The sequence below is a fragment of the Halopseudomonas sp. 4NH20-0008 genome (assembly GCF_057548395.1).
Genome location: NZ_BAAJMD010000012.1, coordinates 27465 through 44478 on the forward strand (window position 1 = coordinate 27465; position 17014 = coordinate 44478).

Annotated in this window: 16 protein-coding genes; 4 read left to right on the forward strand and 12 right to left on the reverse strand. The window is 59.6% G+C overall.

The features are described from left to right. Positions 1 to 4 precede the first annotated feature (4 nt). From AC27HQ_RS12615 to smc, 3 genes are all read right to left on the reverse strand, one after another. Positions 5 to 178 carry a hypothetical protein gene (locus AC27HQ_RS12615; RefSeq protein WP_487156530.1) on the reverse strand — a complete coding sequence of 58 codons (174 nt, stop codon included), beginning with the start codon at positions 176 to 178 and terminating at the stop codon, positions 5 to 7. Between the two features lie 259 nt (positions 179 to 437). Continuing rightward, entirely contained in the window at positions 438 to 1301 is an 864-nt protein-coding gene (gene zipA, locus AC27HQ_RS12620) for a cell division protein ZipA (protein WP_487156531.1), read from the reverse strand. 90 nt (positions 1302 to 1391) lie between these two features. Continuing rightward, positions 1392 to 4889 (reverse strand): chromosome segregation protein SMC, encoded by a 3498-nt coding sequence (gene smc, locus AC27HQ_RS12625; protein ID WP_487156532.1) that lies wholly within the window; start codon positions 4887 to 4889, stop codon positions 1392 to 1394. A gap of 202 nt (positions 4890 to 5091) precedes the next feature. Between smc and AC27HQ_RS12630 the strand changes: the two genes are divergently transcribed. After that, positions 5092 to 6405 (forward strand): MFS transporter, encoded by a 1314-nt coding sequence (locus AC27HQ_RS12630; RefSeq protein WP_487156533.1) that lies wholly within the window; start codon positions 5092 to 5094, stop codon positions 6403 to 6405. 24 nt (positions 6406 to 6429) lie between these two features. Then, the gene (locus AC27HQ_RS12635) at positions 6430 to 7887 is read left to right on the forward strand and encodes an SLC13 family permease (RefSeq protein WP_487156534.1); all 1458 of its coding nucleotides are present in this window, start codon (positions 6430 to 6432) and stop codon (positions 7885 to 7887) included. Positions 7888 to 7944: 57 nt separating this feature from the next. Here AC27HQ_RS12635 and ccmI read toward each other — a convergent pair whose 3' ends face one another. The 9 genes from ccmI to ccmA are packed head-to-tail and all read right to left on the reverse strand — an operon-like array spanning position 7945 to position 14819. Then, a complete protein-coding gene (gene ccmI / locus AC27HQ_RS12640) occupies positions 7945 to 9144 on the reverse strand; it encodes a c-type cytochrome biogenesis protein CcmI (RefSeq protein WP_487156632.1) in 1200 nt (399 codons plus the stop codon). Continuing rightward, positions 9137 to 9610: a cytochrome c-type biogenesis protein gene (locus tag AC27HQ_RS12645; protein ID WP_487156535.1), complete on the reverse strand. Its 474-nt coding sequence runs from the start codon at positions 9608 to 9610 to the stop codon at positions 9137 to 9139. The genes ccmI and AC27HQ_RS12645 overlap by 8 nt, the downstream gene beginning before the upstream one ends. Then, positions 9607 to 10146: a DsbE family thiol:disulfide interchange protein gene (locus tag AC27HQ_RS12650; protein ID WP_487156536.1), complete on the reverse strand. Its 540-nt coding sequence runs from the start codon at positions 10144 to 10146 to the stop codon at positions 9607 to 9609. The genes AC27HQ_RS12645 and AC27HQ_RS12650 overlap by 4 nt, the downstream gene beginning before the upstream one ends. Beyond that, positions 10143 to 12113 (reverse strand): heme lyase CcmF/NrfE family subunit, encoded by a 1971-nt coding sequence (locus AC27HQ_RS12655; protein ID WP_487156537.1) that lies wholly within the window; start codon positions 12111 to 12113, stop codon positions 10143 to 10145. The genes AC27HQ_RS12650 and AC27HQ_RS12655 overlap by 4 nt, the downstream gene beginning before the upstream one ends. Before the next feature lie 12 nt (positions 12114 to 12125). After that, positions 12126 to 12587 (reverse strand): cytochrome c maturation protein CcmE, encoded by a 462-nt coding sequence (gene ccmE, locus AC27HQ_RS12660; RefSeq protein ID WP_487156538.1) that lies wholly within the window; start codon positions 12585 to 12587, stop codon positions 12126 to 12128. Next, entirely contained in the window at positions 12577 to 12753 is a 177-nt protein-coding gene (gene ccmD / locus AC27HQ_RS12665) for a heme exporter protein CcmD (RefSeq protein WP_487156539.1), read from the reverse strand. The genes ccmE and ccmD overlap by 11 nt, the downstream gene beginning before the upstream one ends. Next, on the reverse strand, positions 12750 to 13493 hold the full coding sequence (locus AC27HQ_RS12670) for a heme ABC transporter permease (protein WP_487156540.1): 744 nt from the start codon (positions 13491 to 13493) through the stop codon (positions 12750 to 12752). The genes ccmD and AC27HQ_RS12670 overlap by 4 nt, the downstream gene beginning before the upstream one ends. Positions 13494 to 13512: 19 nt before the next feature. Next, positions 13513 to 14184: a heme exporter protein CcmB gene (gene ccmB / locus AC27HQ_RS12675; RefSeq protein WP_487156541.1), complete on the reverse strand. Its 672-nt coding sequence runs from the start codon at positions 14182 to 14184 to the stop codon at positions 13513 to 13515. Further along, positions 14184 to 14819: a cytochrome c biogenesis heme-transporting ATPase CcmA gene (ccmA, locus tag AC27HQ_RS12680; RefSeq protein ID WP_487156542.1), complete on the reverse strand. Its 636-nt coding sequence runs from the start codon at positions 14817 to 14819 to the stop codon at positions 14184 to 14186. Before ccmA ends, ccmB begins: the two co-directional genes overlap by 1 nt. Before the next feature lie 170 nt (positions 14820 to 14989). Between ccmA and fliK the strand changes: the two genes are divergently transcribed. Together fliK and AC27HQ_RS12690 are read left to right on the forward strand one after the other, a co-directional pair. Then, entirely contained in the window at positions 14990 to 16666 is a 1677-nt protein-coding gene (gene fliK / locus AC27HQ_RS12685; protein WP_487156543.1) for a flagellar hook-length control protein FliK, read from the forward strand. After that, positions 16666 to 16971 (forward strand): EscU/YscU/HrcU family type III secretion system export apparatus switch protein, encoded by a 306-nt coding sequence (locus tag AC27HQ_RS12690; protein WP_487156544.1) that lies wholly within the window; start codon positions 16666 to 16668, stop codon positions 16969 to 16971. The genes fliK and AC27HQ_RS12690 overlap by 1 nt, the downstream gene beginning before the upstream one ends. Positions 16972 to 17014 lie beyond the last annotated feature (43 nt).

Here is a 17014-nt window from a genome sequence, read left to right on the forward strand (position 1 = left end):
TCAATCAGCTGAAGAGAAAGGCTGATTGTACCCAATGCTCCGGTGGGAAGGCAGAGGCAAAATCCTGTTCGCGCTCAAGCACACCCGGCGACAACCAGAATCCGTCCTTAGGTGCGGGCTTGACCGCGAAGGGTTTGGTTTGACCACAGTGCACATTTGAGCCCCTGTTCGCGCTCAAGCGCGCTCCTACAAGAAAAGCTGGGCGGCGTGGATTTGTGTAGGACCGGAGCGGGCGACCAGGCCTTGACCGCGAAGGGGTTGATTTGGCCACGGTGTGCAAATGAGGCCGTTATAGCGCTCAAGCACACCCGGCGACAACCAGAATCCGTCCGTAGGAGCGGGCTTGACCGCGAAGGGTTTGGTTTGACCACAGTGCACATTTGAACCCCTGTTCGCGCTCAAGCGCGCTCCTACAGAGAGAGGCGCGCGCGTGGGGCTTAACGCCGGAAACCGTAATGCTTGCGTTCAAACTCGGCGATACGCAGACGGTAATGCTCAATGGTCTGGGCGGTCAGTACGCTGCGTTGTTCGTCCTTGAGGTCGCCGCCCAGTTCATGGCCGAGCTTGCGTGCGGCGGCAATCATCAGGTCCAGCGCCTGTTTCGGGTGACGTGGGCCGGGCAGGCCCATGAAGAAACTGACGGCACGCACATGAGTCTGGTCCATTTCGTCCAGATCAAAGATTCCCGGCTTCAGCGCATTGGCCATGGAGAACAGCACGTCGCCATTGCCGCTCATACTTTCGTGGCGATGGAAGATATTCATGTCACCGTGGCGCAGGCCGCTTTCCAGCACGCTCTGTAGCAGCGCCGAGCCAGGAAAACCCTGTTCGTCACGGGCCACCACGTTGATCACCAGTACTTCTTCAACCGGCGCCTGGGGGGCCGACCTGGGCTGTTCGGGTTCGCGCGCAGGGTCGACCGGCTTGTTCACTTTGCTGGTCGCTTCCGCCGCTTTGGCATCACTCAGCGGATCAAGCAGAACCGGTACCGGTTCTTCCAGATCCAGACCGACTTGCTCGGGGGCACGGGGGCCGGCGGCGGACAGCTTTTCTTCTGTCAGTTCAATGACCCGATCAAGGTCATCACCAAAGGTGGGTTCAGCACGCTCGTGCTGCCCGACTTTTCTCGGCGGGCCAAGCAATTCATGGTCACTATCGACATCCGCCAGATCCTTGAGGCTGTGATCCAGCTTGATACGAATTTTCGAGCGACCACCCATGCGCCGCCAGCCATCGAACAGAATGCCGGCAATGACCAGAATGCCAATGATAATGAGCCACTCTCGCAAACCGAAGTCCATGAAATACCTGATCCTGTTGAACTGATTCTGTTGCCGCCCGCAACTGCTGGGGCGCGCCTCTGCGTGACATTAACATGCCAGCGTGTTGCTTTACACTGCTGCCAGTGCGGCAGCCTCTTCCACGTCTACTGTGACCAGTCTGGAGCAACCAGGTTCATGCATGGTAACACCCAGCAACTGGTCGGCCATTTCCATGGCGATCTTGTTGTGCGTAATGTAAATGAATTGCACGCGCTTCGACATCTCTTTAACCATGCGTGCATAACGTCCGACGTTGGCATCATCCAGCGGCGCATCCACTTCATCCAGCATGCAGAAAGGTGCCGGGTTGAGCTGGAAGATGGAAAATACCAGGGCAATCGCGGTCAGTGCCTTCTCCCCACCGGAGAGCAGGTGGATAGTGCTGTTCTTTTTGCCTGGCGGCCGCGCCATAATGGTGACGCCGGTATCCAGCAGGTCATCGCCGGTCAGCTCCAGGTAGGCGTGCCCGCCACCAAAAACCTTGGGGAACAATGCCTGTAGGCCGTGATTGATCTTGTCGAAGGTTTCCTTGAAGCGGCTGCGGGTCTCGCGGTCGATCTTGCGGATGACCTGCTCAAGGGTGTTCAGCGCGTCTTCCAGATCAGCGTTCTGCGCATCCAGGTAGCGCTTGCGCTCGGATTGCTGCTGGTATTCGTCAATGGCCGCCAGGTTGATCGCGCCCAGTCTCTGAATCCGCGCATCCATTTGCGCCATCAACTGCTCCCAGTCGGCCTCGGTAGCCCCCTCGGGCAGGGTTGCTATCACCGCTTTCAGGTCGTAGCCGGACTCCAGCAGTTGCTCCTGCAGCCCCTGACGCCGGGTTTGCAGATCCCTGGCCAATAGCCGTTGCTCGTCCAACTGACCACGTAGCAGCTGGGCCTGTTGCTCGGCCTGGCTGCGGCGCCGATCCTGATCTCGCATTTGCTGATCAACCCCTTCCAGCGCCTGGCGTGCTTGAGTCAGGGACTGCTCAACCTCGATACGCTGCTCCAACAGCGTCTCCAGCTCGATACGTTGATCGTCTTCCGGGGCCTGGCTTTCCTGCAGGGTCATGCGTAACTGTTCGCGGCGCTCGGCCAGCCGCTCGGTTTGCGCTTCCAGTCGCTCCAGCCCCTGAACAGTCGACTCCTGCTGGGCGCGCAGCGATTGCACGCGCAGGGCCAGTTGATGCACCTTGTCCTTGTGCTGGCGCGCATGCTGACGCGCATGATCCAGCGCATCACGCACTTGATCACGCTGGCGCAGCAGGGCTTCACGCTGACCGGCATCGGCGGCCATATGATCCAGCGCGGCCTGCAAATTCAGACGCGCCTCGGCAATCTGCTCCTGCTCATCGCTACGCTGGCGTTTGATCTCTTCCAGATCCTCGAGCACGCGTTGGCGTCGGGCATTGATCTGCTCCAGCCGCACCTGGCGGGCCGACCACTGCGCCTTGAGATCGCCCTGCTCCCGGCTCTGGCTGGCCAGACCCTGCTGTACGCTGTCGCGTTGCAGTTCGAGCTGCCGAATGGCTTCGCGCAGTTCATCGACCTTGCGATTGTCCGACTCCAGCAGACTGTCCTGCTGCTCGATGCTCGCCTGCAGACTGTCGATTTCCTGCTGGCGCGCCAGTACGCCGGCTTCGCTGGCCTCGGCCTGGCGAAAACGCAGCCAGTTGCGACCCAGCCAATGGCCTTCGATGGTGATGATGGACTCATGCTCGGCCAGGGAGCCACGCTGTGCCAGCGCCTGCACCAGGGAGTCCGCAGTGCGGATGCTGCCCAGCCAGGGACTCAGATCGACCGGGCAACGCACCCGCGCCATCAATGAATCGGCCGCAGCTGGCTGACTAACAGGGCCAGATTCCAGTAGCCGCAAGTTACCCTGGGCAAAGCCCTGCAGGGTGTCGGCCACGGCATCCAGACTATCCAGGCTGACTGCATGCAGATCGTCCGCCAGCACCGCTTCGACTGCCCGCTCCCAGCCCGCATCTACTTGCAACTGTTCAGCCAAGGGTGGACGCTCACGCCAACCCTGCTCATCCAGCCATTGCTGCACGCCCTGCCCCTGATCCAGAGCCGCTTGCTGCAGGGCTTCCAGAGAAGCCAGGCGGCCACTCTGGCGCTGAATTTCGCCACGCCGGATATCCCGTTCCTGATGCAGGGCGTGCAGGTTTTCGCGCTTCAGCTGAAGGTTTTCAGCCAGATCACTGAGTTGTTGCTGATCACTCTCGCTGCGCAGCTCCATCTCCGCCAGCTGTTCGCTCAGCTCGGCCAGCTCATCATCCAGGGGGCCGGCGGTTAGGGTGCCGCGTTCATCTTCAAGACGTTGGATACGCTCACTGAGGCGCTCAATCGCCTGCTCCAGATGACGAATCCGCGACTGCTCGACCTCGGCCTGCTGGCGTGGGGCAGCGGCCTGCTGGTTGAACTGATCCCAGTTGCCTTGCCAGTCCTGCATGGCCTCTTCAGCGGCCAACAAGGTGACGGACGTATCCTCGTCGGCGGCACTGGCCATGTCCAGTTCCGGCTCGATACCGGCCAGCTCATTGTCCAGATCCGCCAGCAGGGCCTTGTCCTGGGCCAGATGACTTTGCGCCTCCTGCCAGGCCAGTTCAGTCTGATCAATATCATCATGCAGCTGGCTTTGACGGTCGCGATTGAACTGCAGTTGCTGCTCGATCCGACTGATATCCGCACCCAGACTGTAATAGCGGGCCTGCACTTGATTGAAGGCTTCAGTCAGATCGGCGTGCTGATCTCGGTGTTTCTCCATTTCGCTGTCGGCGTTTCGCTGCTCGGCGATCAGCGCTTCCATGGCAATTTCCAGATCACGCACGCGGTGTTCACGCTCGGCGGTCTGGGCATCCAGTGACTGCCAACGCAGCGCCTGCAGCTGCGCCTTGAGGTGACGCTCTTCGGCCTTGAATTCCTTGTATTTTTCCGCCGCCTGGGCCTGACGCTGCAGATGCGCCAGTTGTCGCTCAAGCTCCTCGCGCAGATCGGTCAGGCGTGACAGGTTATCGTGGGTACGCCGAATGCGATTCTCGGTTTCACGCCGCCGCTCCTTGTATTTCGATATACCGGCGGCTTCTTCTATAAATAGACGCAGTTCGTCGGGCTTGGCTTCGATCAGCTTGGAGATCATGCCCTGCTCGATGATCGAATAGCTGCGCGGCCCCAGACCGGTACCGAGGAAAATATCGGTAATGTCGCGGCGGCGGCATTTGGTGCCGTTCAGGTAATACTGGTTTTGGGCTTCGCGGGTGACCTTGCGGCGGATGGATATCTCGTTATAGCCGGCGTACTCGCCCTTCAGGGTGCCATCGCTGTTATCAAACACCAGTTCAATCGAGGCCTGGCCGACCGGCTTGCGGGAATTGGAGCCGTTGAAGATCACGTCGGTCATGGATTCGCCGCGCAGGTTCTTCGCCGAACTCTCGCCCATGACCCAGCGTACGGCATCGATAATATTCGACTTGCCGCAGCCATTGGGGCCGACCACCGCGCCCATGTTGGTCGGAAAATAGACGGTGGTCGGATCCACAAAGGATTTAAACCCCGCCAATTTGATGCATTTCAATCGCATTGAATCGCCTGTCCTTGCGTCAAGCTGAGCCTGTGATGAAGTGGCGCCGCGGCTCGGAGTACAGTCATGACATAAAACACGCATTTTTACCTGCTATGGCCGCCCATGAGAAGCCCCAAGCGGCAAATAGCGCGCTGAGCAGTAGTCATACACTGTGGGCTGCGGCAGTATTGTCCTCTGATTAACAGCAATGGCACCCGGAATGGCACTCGAACCCGATCTCGACAAGCTGTATGACCGACTGATGGACGAAGAGGATGCCCGGGTCTGCAAGGATATCCCTGACAGCGCCTGCACCAGCGTGGCACGCAACTTCTTCCGCCAGGTCAGCGCCACCACACTGACCAGCCTGGGCGACAGTCTGACCAACCCGAAAACCACTCTGGCCTGGCTCATGGGAGTGGTGGGTGCACCCGTGGCGTTGATCGCCTGGCTAGTCCCCATTCGCGAATCCGGCTCTATGCTGCCCCAGCTGTTTATTGCCGCCTATATTCGTCAGTTGGCGCAACGCAAGGCCACCTGGGTACTTGGCAGCCTGCTGCAGGCTGTGGCCCTGCTGGCCATGGCCGTGGCGGCCTGGACAACCGAAGGCGCTCTGGCTGGCGGCTTGATCATTGCCTGCCTGGTACTCTTCAGTCTGGCCCGTGGCCTGTGCTCCGTTGCCAGCAAGGATGTGATCGGCAAAACCATCCCCAAGACCCGGCGCGGCCGCCTGAACGGCCTGGCCTCGAGTCTGTCTGGCCTACTGGCACTGGCGTTCGGTCTGTACTGCTTGTTCTGGCCGCCGAAGGATTCTGATACAGCCTTCTTCGCCTGGATTCTGATCGGCTCGGCCGGCTTGTGGGTTCTCTCCAGCCTGATCTACTGGCACATTGATGAGGCTCCGGGGGCGACCGAGGGTGGCGACAATGCCATTCGCCAGGCCCTGGCCAAGGTCAGCCTGTTGCGTGATGACCCGCCCTTCCGGCGCTTTGTCATCACCCGTGCCTTGCTGATGATGTCAGCACTGTCCGCGCCTTATTACGTGGTACTGGCTCAGCAACTGAATACCGGGATTGGCATGCTCGGCGCCTTTCTGATCGCCAACGGCCTGGCCAGTAGTCTCAGCGCAATGGTCTGGGGGCGTATGGCCGATCAGTCGAGCAAGCGCGTGCTGATTCGCGCCGGCCTGCTCGCCAGCCTGCTGGGCCCGCTGGTCATTGGTCTGCACTGGTCTGGCTGCCTGTCAGAGTCGATGCAGGCCTGGCTGTTCCCGCTGGCTTTTTTTGTTCTCGGCATTGCCCACAGCGGCGTGCGGGTCGGACGCAAGACCTATGTACTGGACATGGCCGGGGGCAACAAACGCACCGACTATGTGGCCGTAGGCAATAGTCTGATTGGTCTGCTATTACTGATGACCGGCCTGCTTGGCCTGCTCACCGCACTGATCGGCGCTGCCGGCATGCTGCTGCTGTTGTCCGGCATGGGCCTGGGCGGCACGCTGCTGGCCTGTCGTCTGGATGAAATACAAAATTGACACCGCCGCCAAGGAATCTGCCGCATGACCGCTAGCACAGACCACGCCCCTCAGGACTTGCCACTCAGCCGCCTGATTGGCTTGTTGCTGGGGCCAGCCTTGCTGCTCGCCACGCTGCTGTTGCCAGCCCCTGGCAGCATGAGCGATGCCGCCTGGCTGGCGCTGGGCATGATGTTGCTGATGGCCACCTGGTGGTCGACTGAAGCCATACCGATTCCGGCCACCGCCCTGCTACCGATTATTCTGGTCCCGGCCCTGGGCCTGGGCAATGTGGCCAGTGCCACAGCGCCCTACGCCAATCCGGTGATCTTTCTGTTCATGGGCGGTTTTGTTCTAGGGCTGGCCATGCAGCGCTGGAATCTGCACAAACGCATTGCCCTGCTGACCTTGCTGGCCGTGGGCAGCAAGCCAAAAAACCAGATCGCCGGGTTCATGCTGGCTACGGCCTTTCTGAGCATGTGGGTAAGTAATACCGCGACCACCATCATGATGTTGCCCATTGGCCTGTCGGTGATCAACATGCTGGGCAGCCAGAACCCTGAGGGAGCCCAGCGTTTTGCCAGTGCGCTGCTGCTGGCTATCGCCTATTCCGCCAGTGTCGGGGGGATTGCCACGCTGATCGGGACGCCGCCGAACGCATTGCTGGCTGGCTACCTGGCCGACAATCACCAGATTCAGGTTGGCTTTGGCCAGTGGATGCTGATTGGCATACCGGTTGCCGTCAGCATGCTGGTGGCTATCTGGCTCTGGCTGGCGCGCCGCGACTTCGGCCTGGGCGCCACCGCAGTCAGCAGTGAGGGTCTGCGCCAACAATTGCAGGCCCTTGGCCCCATGTCACTGGCGGAAAAGCTGGTTTCACTGGTCTTTGTCCTCACGGCAATGACCTGGATACTGCAACCACTGCTGTCCGCTCAGTTGCTGCCCTGGCTGAATGACACCGTGATTGCCATAGCCGCTGCACTGGCGTTGTTCCTGATCCCGGTCAACCTCAAGGAACGCACCTTTCTGATGGACTGGGAGACAGCCCGGGATATGCCCTGGGGCGTGCTGTTACTGTTTGGTGGTGGACTGGCCATGGCCAGCGTCATAACCAGTTCGCAACTGGCCGAATGGATAGCGACCAGCCTGGGCGTTCTGAGCATGCTGCCCGCCTTGCTGATGCTGGCAATGGTGGTCAGCGTGATCATCTTTCTGACCGAGGTCACCAGTAATACTGCCACGGCGGCGGCCTTTCTGCCTTTGCTGGGCGCACTGGCTGTGGCTCAGGGTATCTCGCCCATCGTCTTTGCCGTACCCGCTGCCATTGCCGCCAGCTGCGCCTTCATGATGCCCGTGGCCACGCCACCCAATGCGATTGTCTTCGGCAGCGGCCATTTGCAGATCAGCGAGATGATCCGTGCCGGCTTTGTACTGAATATAATCGGTATTCTGGTAGTCACCCTGGCGGGCTACAGTCTGGTTGGCTGGGTGCTGGCGGGCTGATTCAGTCTGTCTCCAGAGCAAGCCTGGCACTGGCTTGCTCTGGACAAACAAACTGTATCAAGGGAGGGGTTGTTCGACTCTCAGCAGAATCCGCTGTTCGGAACCAACCTGGACATCATCCACTTTGGCCTCATGACTGCCTTGCATGGCATCACCCTGGGGAGACAAACGCGCAATCAACTGCACGCGCTGGCCGGCGCTGAGTCTGGCCTCGGGCAGCATGGCATCGGCCGGGCTCAGGTCAACTTCAACCGGTAACTCCGACAGCCGGAAACGGCGTGCTGCCAGTGGCATGGGCGGGCCTTGTGGATCTCTGGCAAAGACAAACAGCACCGCCTCCTCACCCATCTGTTCAGCAATACCCTCACCCAGCTCCAGCTGAATGCGTATGACCGCCGTCGCATCGATTGGCGCCTGATCAGTACCCGCACTCAAGCGCTGTTGTGCTCGCTGAATGCCACCCTGAATGGTTTGCGCGCCGGGGCTGTCCGCCGGCATGCCCGCCAGTAGACGCTGCCAGAAATCAATTGCGCCCTGGAAGTCACCGCTCTCGAACGCGGCAATACCCAGCAGGCCCAATGCGGTCGGCTCCTGCGGGTCCAGCTCAAGGGCCTTGTCCAGGGCGGCGACCGAGGGTGCATCCAATTCATTACCAGCAGCAAAATAACGGGCCTGAGCGAGTTGCGCCAGCACCTCCGGGCGCTCGCCCAGACGCTCAAGACTGTTGCCCAGCGCCCGCACAGCCAGATCAAATTCCTGTGCGTTGAGGTAGCCACGACCCAGCATGTACCAGGCTTCGCCGTTCTCCGGCTGCACCTGAACCATGCGCTCCATGCGGCTGATTGACTCTTCCAGGGTAGTGGGAGGAGGCCCCTCCTCGAGTTCACGAGCCAGCGTCAGGCCGGCAGGATTACCCCAGGTGGTGTAAAGCGCAGCAACAACCAGTGGCAACACACCGGCAGCCACAACCAGTAACCAGGGTGAGCCACGATGGCGCGTTCCCTGCTGACTGTCAGCCTGGGCGGTATCATCCAGCAATAGCCGGCTGGCCTCCTCCAGCGTGGCATCACGCTGGGCCTCTGTAAGGTCGCCAGCCAATACCTGGGCGTCCAGCTCCTGAACGCGTTCCTGATACAAAGCGACGTTCAGCGCGGAACGATCAACGGCGTGCTGGCGACGCTGCCGCCAGATTGGCCAAAGTACCGTCAGCATGCCGCAGATCACCAGGAGCGCGGCCAATATCCACAGGTCAGTCATCACGCGATTTTTTCTCCAACAGGGCCTTGAGTCGCGCCTGTTCATCGGCACTCAGGTGCTCGTCCTGGCTGGCTATCTGCACGGACTGGCGGCGCCGAACCATGACGATCAGCGCCAGCAGCCCACCGAGCAAAAACACCGCAGGAGCAAACCAGAGCACAGCGGTCTGAGCATTCAGTTGCGGGCGATAGCGCACAAACTCGCCATAGCGCATAACCATGAAATCGACGATTTGTTCGTTACTCTGACCTTCATCCAACATGCGAAAGATCTCACGGCGCAGATCCGTAGCAATCGGGGAGTTTGAATCAGCAATGTTCTGGTTCTGGCATTTCGGGCAGCGTAACTCACCGCTCAACTGATAGAAGCGCGCACGCTGCTCCTCGCTGTCGAACTCGAAGGTATCAATAGCCGAGAACGCCGATGTGCTGAACAACATCAGGGCCAAAGCCAGGCTTCTGATCATTGCTCTACCTCCTCAAGCAGCGCCTGGTAACGCGGCGCCAGCTCGGTCTGCCAGACGCGTTCGTCAATCACCCCGACAAACTTGTAGCGAATCACCCCCTGAGCGTCGACCAGAAAGGTTTCCGGTGCGCCGTATACCCCAAGGTCAAGACCCAGGCGTCCTTGCGGATCGCTGATATTCAACTGATAAGGGTTATGCAGATCACGCAGCCAATTCTGTGCCGACAGGTTATCGTCCTTGTAGTTGACGCCGTGGATCACCACACCCTGCTCCGCCAGTTTATTGAGCACCGGATGCTCGACCCGACAAGCCACACACCAGGTGGCCCAGACATTGACCAGCGAGGGCTTACCCTGCAGGTCGGCCTGGGTAATGACCGCCGCGGTGTCCGTCACCGATTGCAATTCAAAAGCCGGGAAGTCCTTGTCAATCAGGGCAGATGGCAAGTCTTCGTTATCCAGATACAGGCCTTTGAACAGAAATACCAGCATCAACAGAAACACCACCAGCGGCAGTGCCATCAAAGCCCTTTTCATGACTGCACCTCCGCAGCGGCTGCTGCCGATCGATTCTGCCTGGCACGCAAGCGATAGCGCTTATCGCTGGCAGCCAGCAAACCACCCAGGGTCATGAACAGGCCGCCGAGCCAGATCCAGCGAACAAAGGGTTTGATATGCACACGCATGGCCCAGGCGTCATCGCCCAAAGGCTCGCCCATGGCGACAAACAGATCCCGAGTCAGCGTCGGGTGGATGGCGGCCTCGGTCATCAGTTGGTTCTGTACTGTGTACAGGCGCTTCTCTGGACGCAAGGTAGTGATTTTCCGCTCTCCACGAAACACATCCAATACCACCTTGTCCGACACCCAGTTGGAGCCCTCACGATGTGCCACACCTTGAAACACGAAGGTATAGCCACCCAGATCAAGGCTATCGCCGGGCCCCATGCGCAGGTCGCGCTGGCTGTCGAACAGACTGGCACCGACCACACCGACGGCACACACCGCCATACCGATATGCGCAAACGTCATGCCCCAGTAACTGCGTGGCAAGGCGCGCAGACCATTAACCAACCCCTTGTTGCGCGTCTTGTTGAAGATGTCCTTGAGGCTCATGCCGGTCACCCAGAACACCAGCAGCAGCATACTGCCGACCGCCAGGTGGTGCTCACCAATCCAGATCGCCAGGCCAATGGCCGCCAGCGCAGAGAGCAACAACACCCACTTCAGTTGACCCAGCAACCAGTTGATCGGTGTGTCCTTCCAGCGGCTGAGCATGCCAACGCCCATGGCCGCCATCAGCAAGGCCATAAGGGGGACAAACAACGCATTGAAATAGGGTGGGCCGACCGACACCAGACTGCCGCTGATCGCATCCAAAGCCAGCGGATACAGCGTGCCGAGCAGAATCATCAGCGCCGACACCACCAGAATCACGTTATTGATCAACAGGAAGGTTTCCCGTGACCAGAGTGCAAAACCGATCTGACTTTTCACCACCGGCGCACGCAGGGCGTAAAGTAGTAGCGAACCGCCTGTGACCAGCAACAGGAAGGCGAGAATGAATACGCCGCGCTCGGGGTCTGTGGCAAAGGCATGCACCGAGGTCAAGACACCCGAGCGAACAAGGAAGGTACCGAGCAGGCTGAGCGAGAAAGTAGCAATCGCCAACAGCACGGTCCAGCTCTTGAACACCCCGCGTTTTTCCGTCACTGCCAGCGAGTGGATCAGCGCGGTACCCACCAACCAGGGCATGAAGGAGGCGTTTTCCACCGGATCCCAGAACCACCAGCCGCCCCAGCCAAGCTCGTAATAGGCCCACCAGGAGCCCAGTACAATACCCAGGGTCAGAAAAGCCCAGGCGATGATGGTCCAGGGCCGCGACCAGCGGGCCCAGGCTGCATCCAGCCGACCACCCAGCAAAGCGGCGATGGCAAAGGCAAAGGCCACCGAGAAACCGACATAGCCCATATACAGCATCGGCGGATGGACGATCAGACCAAAATCCTGCAGCAATGGATTGAGGTCATTGCCGTCCGCCGGATGGAAAGGCAACTGGCGATCAAAGGGATTCGAGGTCATCAGCATGAAGAGCAAAAAGCCCACACTGATCATGCCCATGACCGCTAACACGCGGCTGAGCATATCCTCCGGCAGGTCGCGGGAAAAGACCGCTACAGCCAGGGTCCAGGCTGCCAGAATCAGGGCCCAGAGCAACAGTGAGCCCTCATGTCCACCCCATACCGCACTAATCTGGTAGTACCAGGGCAGCGCGCTGTTGGAGTTCATCGCGACATAGGTAACGCTGAAGTCGTTGGCCAGAAAGGACTGCACCAGACACAGGAAGGCAAAGAGCACAAACAGGCACTGGCCGATGGCCGCCGGCTGGGCAAAGCCCATGGCCAGGGTATCGCCGCGCCAGGCACCGTAGAGAGGCACTGTTGCCTGAAGCACGGCCAGCACCAGCGCAATTATCAGGGCAATTTGCCCAAGCTCAGGAATCATCTCAGCTCCGCATCAGTAACTGGACGCCGCGTCGGCGTCCTGTTTCATCTGGTTGACCTTGGACATCGCCTGGGCGACCTCCGGAGGCATATATTCTTCGTCGTGCTTGGCCAATACTTCGTCGGCAATCAGCATGCGGTTTTCATCCAGCCGCCCCAGGGCCACGATGCCCTGCCCTTCGCGAAACAGATCCGGCAGGATGCCACTGTAAAAAATCACCACCTGTTCGGCGCCATCGGTGACGGTAAACTGTACATCCAGATTCTCGGTAGAACGCACCACACTACCGTCCACGACCATGCCGCCGGCACGAATGCGAGTTTGTTCGGGCGCTTCACCCTGGGCAATCTGGCTCGGGGTATAGAACAGGTTTATATTCTGGCTCAGGGCCATCAAGGCCAGCCCGACGGCAACGCCGACACCAAACACCACCAGCAGAATCAGGCCTAGTCGTTTCTTGCGTTCAGGATGCATTGATCTCCTCCCGGCGCCGACGGCGCGCTTCAGCTTGAACCAGATTCTTCATGTAGCGTCTGGGCTCAGCGACATTCAGCCACAATATGACCAAGGTGATGGCGTAAGCGGACCAGACATAGGAACCGTGACCATCCATGGCAATAAATTCGATCACTGCATTCATGACATCTTCTCCAGGGCCTCACGGGCCCAGTTGGTCTTATGCTCGCGCTGCAAGACAGTCACGCGCATACGCATCAGCAGGCTGACAGCAAACAGCGCGTAAAAGCCCAACACGGTCAACAGCAGGGGAAACCACATTTCAACCGGCATCGCCGGCTTCTCGGTAATCTTGAAGGTCGCCGGCTGATGCAAGGTGTTCCACCAATCCACTGAGTACTGAATGATCGGAATATTGACCACACCAACGATAGCCAGCACTGCAGACGCCTTGGCAGCGGTATCGCGATTACTGATGGCATGTGCCAGGGCAACAACACCGATATACAGAAAAAGCAGTATCAACATGGAGGTCAAGCGGGCATCCCAGACCCAGTAGGTACCCCAGGTCGGCTTGCCCCAAATGGCCCCAGTGACCAAGGCTATGACGGTCATCCAGGCGCCAATCGGTGCTGCACACTGCAATGCCACGTGGGCAAGCTTCATGCGCCAGACCAGACCGACGGTGCCGGCAACCGCGAGCATGATGTAGCAGGACTGCGCAACAAAAGCGGCGGGCACGTGGATATAGATTATCCGGAAGCTGTTGCCCTGCTGATAATCCTCTGGTGCAAAACCAAGCCCCCAGATCAGACCCACCAGTAACAGCAGAGCGCTGGAAACCGAAAACCAAGGTAGCCAGCGGCCACTGATTTCAAAGAACCACTTAGGCGAACCCAGTTTGTGGAAAAAGGTCCAGTTCATCCTTTCAGCACTCCGCAATTCATTCACTCACTCCGATGCGCAGACCCGCCGCAATGGCCAAGGGCGCAAGACTCAACGCCAACACCGACAGACAACCAAGCCACAGCGCATAGCCAGCGACAGGTAAACCCTGCATGGCGGCTTCTACCGCACCAGTACCCAGAATCAGCACCGGAATGTACAGCGGCAGGATCAGTAGCGCCAGCAAAACGCCTCCGCCTTTCAAGCCAACCGTCAAAGCCGCACCTACGGCACCCAGCAGACTCAGTACCGGGGTACCCAACAACAGGCTCAGCAGCAGCACCGGCAGTACTTCTGGCGGCATGGACAGCATCAGACCGAACAGCGGCGACAACAATACCAGCGCAAGGCCACAAACCAGCCAGTGGTGAAAAACCTTGACCAGCACCATCAAGGTCAGCGGATGTGACGACAAGACCCATTGCTCCAGCGAGCCATCCTCAAAATCACTGCGAAACAAACCATCCAGCGATAGCAAGGTGGCCAGCAGCGCGGCAACCCAGATGACCCCCGGGGCCATGGTGCGGAGCATGCCGGGCTCTGGACCCACAGCCAGTGGAAACAGACTGATCACGATGGCAAAAAACACCAGCGGATTCAGCAGGTCACTGGGCCGACGCCAAGCCAGTTGCCACTCGCGACGAAACAGCAGCCATATGATCCGACGCATCAGGCCACCATTCCCAGATCCAGACAACGCAGGCCAGACAGGTGATCCAGACTGTGGTGCGTCGTCAGGATGACGATACCCCCGCGAGCGGCGTGTGCGAGAAGATGCGCCTCCAGGGCAGCCACACCGGCGCGGTCAATCGCGGTAAAGGGCTCGTCCAGAATCCACACCGGATGCTCCTGCAAATACAACCTGGCCAGAGCCACCCGACGCTGCTGCCCGGCGGACAGATGGTAGCAGGGCACATCCTCGAAACCGCGCAGCCCCACCTGCTCCAACGCCTGCCAGATGGAATCACGGGTTACCGGCTGACCCAGGGCGCAGAGCCAGGCGAGATTTTCTTCCGGCGTCAGCGGACCCTTGATCGCCGGCGCGTGGCCAATAAACAGGCGACTGTTACGCCAGGCGCTAAGACCCTGACCGCGAAACACCGAATGGCCACCGTAGCGAAGGTCACCCTCCGAGGGCGGCAACAGTCCTGCCAGAATTCGCAGCAAGCTGGTCTTGCCAGACCCGTTGGGGCCAGCCACTTGCAGCAGGTCACCGGCGTTCAACTGCAGACTGATGCCATCAAACAGCTCTCGCTCGTCGCGCTCACAGGCCAGTTGATGCAACTCGATAGGCAGTGCGTTCACCCGCTCTCCAGACCGACCAGCTGATTGGCTGACCGGAGCTCATGTTTGTCGCGCTACAGCCGCTATACTCTGTTAACCCAAAAGGGTACAGAGGCAACTGTCGCAAGGCTGTGCCATTATACATACAGCCCCCCTTGCAGGGCTTGTGATTTACATCAACATGTGACCACATGACATCCGATATTCGCCTGCCGCCTGCTATGCCCAGCCCAGTCATACCGGGGCCTGCAGCCAAAACGCCGGAACCCGGCGCACTGGCTCTGCAACTTCTGCGTCCGATTGACGCACTGATGTTGCCAGCGGGCCAAAGCAGTCGCGCAGAAGTCATCAACAGCAAAACCGACGGAGCCCAATTCGAAGTCCTGTTGCGCCTGTCGCAAAGTAACACCCAGGGTAAAACGCTGGATATCACAGCAACCAGCCCGCGAGCTCTGGCAACGGGTACCCAACTGGTCATTCAAGCACTGAACCCCATGCAGCTGATGGCCATACTGCAGCCAGCCGACAAACCCACCGCCGACCTACTGACACGACTGGATCCGGCCCTGTTCCCTCCAGGCAGCAAGGTAGAAGCACGGGTAATCAGTCAGCAGCAGATCAGCGCTGCCGGCGAGCAGTTGCGCTTTGCCATTCTCGCCCGGCTGTTGCAGGGGCCTGCCAGCGGCAGCACCTTAAACCTGACCAGTGGCAAAGCACTTGAGCCGGGCACCCTGCTGAGCGCTGAAGTGGGTCCACGCGGCGAGTTGCGGGTGGCCGACATGGCCAAACAAAAAATGGCCATGGCCTTGAGCCTGGGGTTGCGCGACAGCATGCAGCGTCAAGCCTCGGCAGAGCCACTGTTATCAAGTATCGATCTGCTTAACCGCTCCAGCGCCACACTGCCGGAAGGCGTTCAAGCAGCCATGCGCCAGGTGCTGCAACAAGTCGCGAATATCAGCCAACTGACCAGCTCAGCGGGCGTGCAGCAGGCCATCCAGCGCAGCGGAAGCTTTCTTGAAGCAGGCCTGAAGCAACTCACTGAGATGCTCTCCACAGGCAACCCAGCCGGAAACCCGGCGCCTGGCAATCGAACCGATGTCACCGCCCAACCAGCTCAAGTCCAGGCCGGCAGCCTGCCGGCGCTGGATAAACTCATCACGCTGCTGTCCAGCCTGCCGGTCAGTGCCGACAGCCCCAGCCTGCCGGGCGCAGACTTGAAAGCGGCACTGGTCAACCTGCTGATCAATCTGCAACAACAATTACCACCCGGCACCTTGAAACTGCTGGGGCTGCAACCCGGGCCCTGGCAGCAAGGAATGGGCGCCGTGCCACATGGGATTTTCCCGCTGCCAGCCAGAGCCGTGCAGGCCCTGACCGAGGCACCGGATCTGGGCGCCCTGCTGCGCCTGACCGCAGCGCTGCTGTCACGCATACAGCACCACCAGCTTCAAAGCCTGGGCCAGACCCAAAGTTTTCCGGATGGCAGCAGCCAGACCACCTGGCAACTGGAAATACCGCTGCGCGACGGCCAGCAGTTCAGTCATGTACAAGTGCGCATACAACGTGACGACGCCGCACCAAAAGGCAAGAGACAGGAACAGGAGCCACTCTGGGAAGTACGCTTGGCGTTCAACCTGGACCAGCTTGGCGCTCTGCAGGCGATCGCCCGATTGTTCAAGGGCCGGGTCAATACCGAGTTCTGGGCAGAACAGCAAAGCACCCTCAGTCTGCTCGATCAGGAACTCGTCCAATTACGTGATCGGCTGCTGGCCAAAGGCCTCGAAGTCGGTGAAATGAGCTGCCATAGGGGTGCGCCACCGCAGCCCAGCCATGCCGTGCAACAACGCTGGATTGATGAGGTGACCTGATGGACAGACAACGGGAAGCGATAGCGCTGGTCTACGATGGCGATCAGGCACCCACCCTGACGGCCAAGGGCGAAGGCGAACTGGCCGAGCAGATCATTGAGCTGGCAATGACCTATGAAGTGCCTATTTACGAAAACGCCGAACTGGCCAAGATGCTGACACGACTGGAATTGGGGGATCAGATCCCGGAGGCGCTATACCGCACCATTGCCGAAATCATTGCCTTTGCCTGGTATCTGAAAGGCAAGGCACCCGAGGGGTTTGACCCCGATGAACCGCGCCCAAGGCGAAGGCCGACTGAATAGAATTGACCGGCCGCTCACGTCAGAAGCTCGACCTGGCAGATGT

Coding starts and splice junctions, on each gene's coding strand:
- AC27HQ_RS12650 (WP_487156536.1), bottom strand. CDS start 10,146: ATGAAAAGGGCTTTGATGGCACTGCCGCTGGTGGTGTTTCTGTTGATG.
- ccmI (WP_487156632.1), bottom strand. CDS start 9,144: ATGACTGACCTGTGGATATTGGCCGCGCTCCTGGTGATCTGCGGCATG.
- AC27HQ_RS12690 (WP_487156544.1), top strand. CDS start 16,666: ATGGACAGACAACGGGAAGCGATAGCGCTGGTCTACGATGGCGATCAG.
- AC27HQ_RS12630 (WP_487156533.1), top strand. CDS start 5,092: ATGGCACTCGAACCCGATCTCGACAAGCTGTATGACCGACTGATGGAC.
- zipA (WP_487156531.1), bottom strand. CDS start 1,301: ATGGACTTCGGTTTGCGAGAGTGGCTCATTATCATTGGCATTCTGGTC.
- ccmD (WP_487156539.1), bottom strand. CDS start 12,753: ATGAATGCAGTGATCGAATTTATTGCCATGGATGGTCACGGTTCCTAT.
- AC27HQ_RS12635 (WP_487156534.1), top strand. CDS start 6,430: ATGACCGCTAGCACAGACCACGCCCCTCAGGACTTGCCACTCAGCCGC.
- ccmB (WP_487156541.1), bottom strand. CDS start 14,184: ATGCGTCGGATCATATGGCTGCTGTTTCGTCGCGAGTGGCAACTGGCT.
- AC27HQ_RS12670 (WP_487156540.1), bottom strand. CDS start 13,493: ATGAACTGGACCTTTTTCCACAAACTGGGTTCGCCTAAGTGGTTCTTT.
- AC27HQ_RS12645 (WP_487156535.1), bottom strand. CDS start 9,610: ATGATCAGAAGCCTGGCTTTGGCCCTGATGTTGTTCAGCACATCGGCG.
- AC27HQ_RS12655 (WP_487156537.1), bottom strand. CDS start 12,113: ATGATTCCTGAGCTTGGGCAAATTGCCCTGATAATTGCGCTGGTGCTG.
- fliK (WP_487156543.1), top strand. CDS start 14,990: ATGACATCCGATATTCGCCTGCCGCCTGCTATGCCCAGCCCAGTCATA.
- ccmE (WP_487156538.1), bottom strand. CDS start 12,587: ATGCATCCTGAACGCAAGAAACGACTAGGCCTGATTCTGCTGGTGGTG.
- smc (WP_487156532.1), bottom strand. CDS start 4,889: ATGCGATTGAAATGCATCAAATTGGCGGGGTTTAAATCCTTTGTGGAT.